The sequence below is a fragment of the Planktothrix tepida PCC 9214 genome, assembly GCF_900009145.1.
Classification (GTDB): domain Bacteria; phylum Cyanobacteriota; class Cyanobacteriia; order Cyanobacteriales; family Microcoleaceae; genus Planktothrix; species Planktothrix tepida.
In genome coordinates this window covers 1-474 of record NZ_LN889838.1, presented here as the reverse complement: position 1 = coordinate 474, position 474 = coordinate 1, and the positions used below count along the sequence as shown (strand labels likewise).

Annotated in this window: 1 protein-coding gene; it reads left to right on the top strand. The window is 44.3% G+C overall.

Going from position 1 to position 474, the window contains the following annotated elements; genetic code table 11:
- The coding region (locus tag PL9214_RS31790) for a hypothetical protein (protein ID WP_222425316.1) at window positions 1–474 on the top strand (474 nt) is incomplete at both ends.

The window sequence follows — 474 nt, the reverse complement described above, 5'->3', positions numbered from 1 at the left end:
ACAATTAACGAAGACCCGACAACCAATCCAGGGACATTAGTTTCCACCGTCTTAAGCAGTGGTTTCACCGATGCCAACAGCGACCCCAGTGGCATAGCAGTAACAGGGTTGAGCAATACAAGTAACGGAACTTGGCAGTTTTCTAACAATAACGGCAGCAATTGGACAGCATTTGGGGCAGTAACAGACAGTTCAGCGACTCTTTTAAGTAATACAACCTTAGTTCGATTTGTTCCCAATGCCAACTTTAACGGCAATGTCAGCCTCACTTATCGAGGATGGGATGGCACCAGTGGCAGCAATGGACAAACGGGTGTGAATGTCAGCACCAATGGAGGAATAACAGCTTTTAGTACCGCCACAGCTACCTCTAATTTAAGTATTACTAATATTAACGATACTCCTACAGGAACAGTTAATATTACAGGAACAGCGACCCAAAATCAAACCTTAACCGCCACAAATACCTTAGCA